This is a genomic window from Streptomyces sp. NPDC058955 (assembly GCF_042741435.1).
Lineage (GTDB): Bacteria > Actinomycetota > Actinomycetes > Streptomycetales > Streptomycetaceae > Streptomyces.
The window spans coordinates 4,601-8,035 of record NZ_JBHYKM010000196.1; the positions used below are offsets into that span (position 1 = coordinate 4,601).

Below are 3,435 nucleotides of genomic sequence, written 5' to 3' on the forward strand. Positions count from 1 at the left end.
GCCCCCCGCACCGTCTGGGTTAACCGCCGCCGCCGGGCCCCCCCCCCCGGGGGGGCGGCCCCCCGGACGGGGGGTCAGAAGAGGGCGCGGAAGGTGTTCCAGCCGGAGCCGACGAGCTCGCGGTAGCCGAAGCGGTCGCCGGTGCGGCCGCGGCCGTAGCTGTAGTAGGCGTACAGGCGTCCGGAGGTGTCGCGGGCGACGAGGTCGCTGTCGCCGTCGCCGTCGAGGTCGCCGACACCCTGCACGGCGGAGTAGATCTGCCAGCCGCCGCCGACGCTCGCGCGCGGGGTGACGCCGCCGGTCGAGGTGCCGAAGTAGGACCACAGCCCGCCGGAGCCGTCGACGGCGAGGAGGTCGCCGCGGCCGTCGCCGTCGAGGTCGCCCGCGCCGGTGATCTTCTTGTACAGCTTCCAGTTGGTGCCGATCCGGACCCGGGACTTCAGGCGGTGGTCGGCGGTGCCGGCGTAGAAGTACATGTCGCCGGTGGTGGTCTGGCGGGCGATGAGGTCGGCATACCCGTCGGCGTTCACGTCGCCGGGCGAGGTCAGCACGTCGTACTGGCTCCAGCCGGTGCCGATCGAGGTGGACGGCGACGAGGCCGTGACGACCTTGCCGCAGCCCGGGCGGTAGGCCCGCAGTTCGCCGCCGACGCGGCCGAGCACGTCGGCGCAGCCGTCCGCGTTCACGTCGCCGAAGGGCACGAGGAGGGTGCCGGACGGGAAGGTGCCGCCGGATCCCGGGGTGCGGGCCCCGAACTTCCCGTAGCCGTCGCCCCGGTAGAGGGAGACGGCGCCGGCCGTGTCCACGGCGAGCAGGTCGCCCAGGGCGTCGTTGCCGGCGAGGTCGCGGAAGGCGGGCCGGCTGCCGGAGACCGGGAACCGGCCGGTGGCGACCAGGTCGCGGCCCTTGCCGTCGGCGGTCGTGGCGCGCAGCTCCCAGACGTACGGCCCGTTGGGCACGGGCAGGCCGGCCGCGTTCCGGCCGTCCCAGGTGACGTCGATCCGGCCGCGGGTCTCGTTCGCGCGGACCGTGCGCACGGCCTTCCAGCTGTACGCGTCCCGGATGCTCACCTCGTAGGACGCGGCCGGCTTGGACAGCGTCCAGGACCCCTTCCAGGTGCCGGGCAGCCGCAGGCTCGCCGGGACGGAGGTGGAGGCGGCGGTCAGGTCGGAGGTGGGGATGTCGGTCCACACCGCGTGCACCCGCTGGTCGGCGCCCCGGTAGGCCACGGCGCCGCCGAAGCGGTCGACGGTCCAGGTGGTGCGGCGCGTGCCGGAGACCGGCTCGGCGCGGGTCAGGGGGTAGGCCGTGCCGGCCTTCCCGGTGTGGAAGGGCGTGACCCGAAGGTACGAGCCGCTCTCGTCCACGAAGTAGCCGTCGCCGAGGAGGCCGCCCCGGTACGAGCCCGCGGGCAGGGTGACGCGGACGGGCGCGGCCGGGTTCTTCAGGTCGAGCACGCCCTGCTTGGTGTAGCCGGCGCACGCCCAGTAGAGCCAGCGGCCGGCCGTCTGGAGTTCGGTCAGCGCGCAGCCGGACTCGGTCGTGAGCGTGCCGAGGGTCTTGCCGGTGGCGAGGTCCTTGCGGGCGACCTGGCCGGTGGTGGTCGTGCCGGTGTAGAGGGTGTCGCCCCAGAGGGCGGCGGCGACCTGCTTCTGACGGGACAGGATCTTCTGCCCGTCCATGTCGAGGACGAGGGTCTCGCCGTCGCCGACGAGCCCGCCGTACGAGCCCGGGGTGCCGGTCTGGTAGACCGCCCACCGGCCGAAGGCGTCGGCGACCTGGCCGGTCTGGCCGGTCTGGTCCACCCTCACCCGGGTGGTCTGCCCGCCGGCCTTGCGGGAGACGACCGCGCGGGGCTGGTACGTGATCCTCGGCGAGGAGACCGTACGCCCGTCACCGGCGTCGAAGAGGGGCGTCTCGTACCACTGCGCGCCCGCCTCGGTCCCGGCGGACACGGGCGCGGACTGGCCGGTGTGGAGCGGGCCGACCGGGAGCGAACGGGTCTGGAATCCGGCTTCCTTCCCGCTGTCCTGCTCCAGCGTGGTGAGCCGGCCCATGCCCAGCGCGAGGCCCGACACCTCGGTCGGCAGGGGTTCCACCTTGCGCAGCTTCTCCAGGACCGGGGCGCCGCCGCCCTTGCCGGGGACGGCCTTGAGGACGGCCCAGTCGGTGGCGGACGTGCCGCCGGTGACGGCCGCCGCGCCGGAGCCGTCGCCCAGCTGGGTGATCCGCTCCTCGGCGCCGGCGAGCAGGGTCTGCTGCTCCCCGGCGGGGCTGACGGCGACCAGACGGCGGGTGAGGTCCTCCAGCGTCGTCGCGGTCTCGGCCGTGGTCAGGAGCCAGTCGCCGACGAGCCCGATCCGGGTGGCGCTCAGCCCCGCGGGCAGCGGGTAGCTGGTCTCCGGGCCGGTGAGGTCGGCGCGCTGCCGGATGTGGACGGTCCGGTCGGGGTCCACCCAGGCGATCCGGTCGGCGGTGACGGCGACGCCCGCGACGAGCACGCCGTTCGCCGCGGTGGGCTCCTCCAGCACCTGCATCCGTCCGGTCGTCAGGTCGACGACGCCGAGGATCGAGTCGCGGTTCATGCCCGACGTGCCCCGGGTGAAGCGGAGGACGGCGACGCCGGGCGCCCCGGCCACCAGCCGCGCCATGTGCAGGTCCGCGTCGGCGGGCCAGCCGGTGACGGGGGTGGACGGGCCGTTCGGGGCGGCCGCGCTCCGCACGAAGTACCCGGTGGTGGTGCCCAGCGAGGTGCCGGGCTCGTACTGCTGGAAGAGCAGCCGGTCGCCGACGAGCCCGCGGTACGAGGTGTCCTCGGGGACGGTCAGGGCCGTCGCCGAGCCGGTCTCCAGGTCGAGGAGGGCGGGGCTGCCGGCGCTCTCCTCCGTGTAGACGTACCGGCCGCCGGTGCCGAACTCCGCGAAGGCGTCGTTGCCGTCGCCGTACCCCAGGGACCGGCTGGTGCCGGTCGCGAAGTCCGTCCACTCCATCCGTTCGCCGGAGGAGCGGTCGGAGTCCTCCGCCCGGTGCGCGTACCCGCCCGCGCCGACGGCGACGACCGTCTCCGCGCGCGGCGCGGTGCGCCAGGTGGGGTCGACGTCGAGCTGGTCGATGCCGACCACGGGCGCCCCGGGCGCGGCGACGGCGCCGGGCACGAGGCCCGCGCCGGTGGCGGTCAGGACGGCGGCGAGCAGGACGGCGCGCGTGCGGGTCCGCCGCGCGTCTGCGGTACGAGACAAGAGGGCCCCTCCCCGGGGGGTGATCCATCGCTGTGACGGGTGGTCGGACGCCCGTGCGTCCCACGTCTCCCTGTACGAGACCGGCCCGCCGCCCCGATGGTTGTACGCCGGACGCGGGGGGGGCCCCCCCCCCGCGGGCTGTGGGGGGGGGCGGGGGTGGGGTGGGGGTGTCGGAGGACGCGCGCCCCGCGGGGCG

General features: G+C 75.6%; 1 protein-coding gene. It reads right to left on the reverse strand.

What is annotated here, in order from left to right; translation table 11 throughout:
* Positions 1 to 74: 74 nt before the first annotated feature.
* Positions 75 to 3,239 carry an FG-GAP-like repeat-containing protein gene (locus tag ACFW1I_RS37225; RefSeq protein ID WP_384678365.1) on the reverse strand — a complete coding sequence of 1,055 codons (3,165 nt, stop codon included), beginning with the start codon at positions 3,237 to 3,239 and terminating at the stop codon, positions 75 to 77.
* Positions 3,240 to 3,435 lie beyond the last annotated feature (196 nt).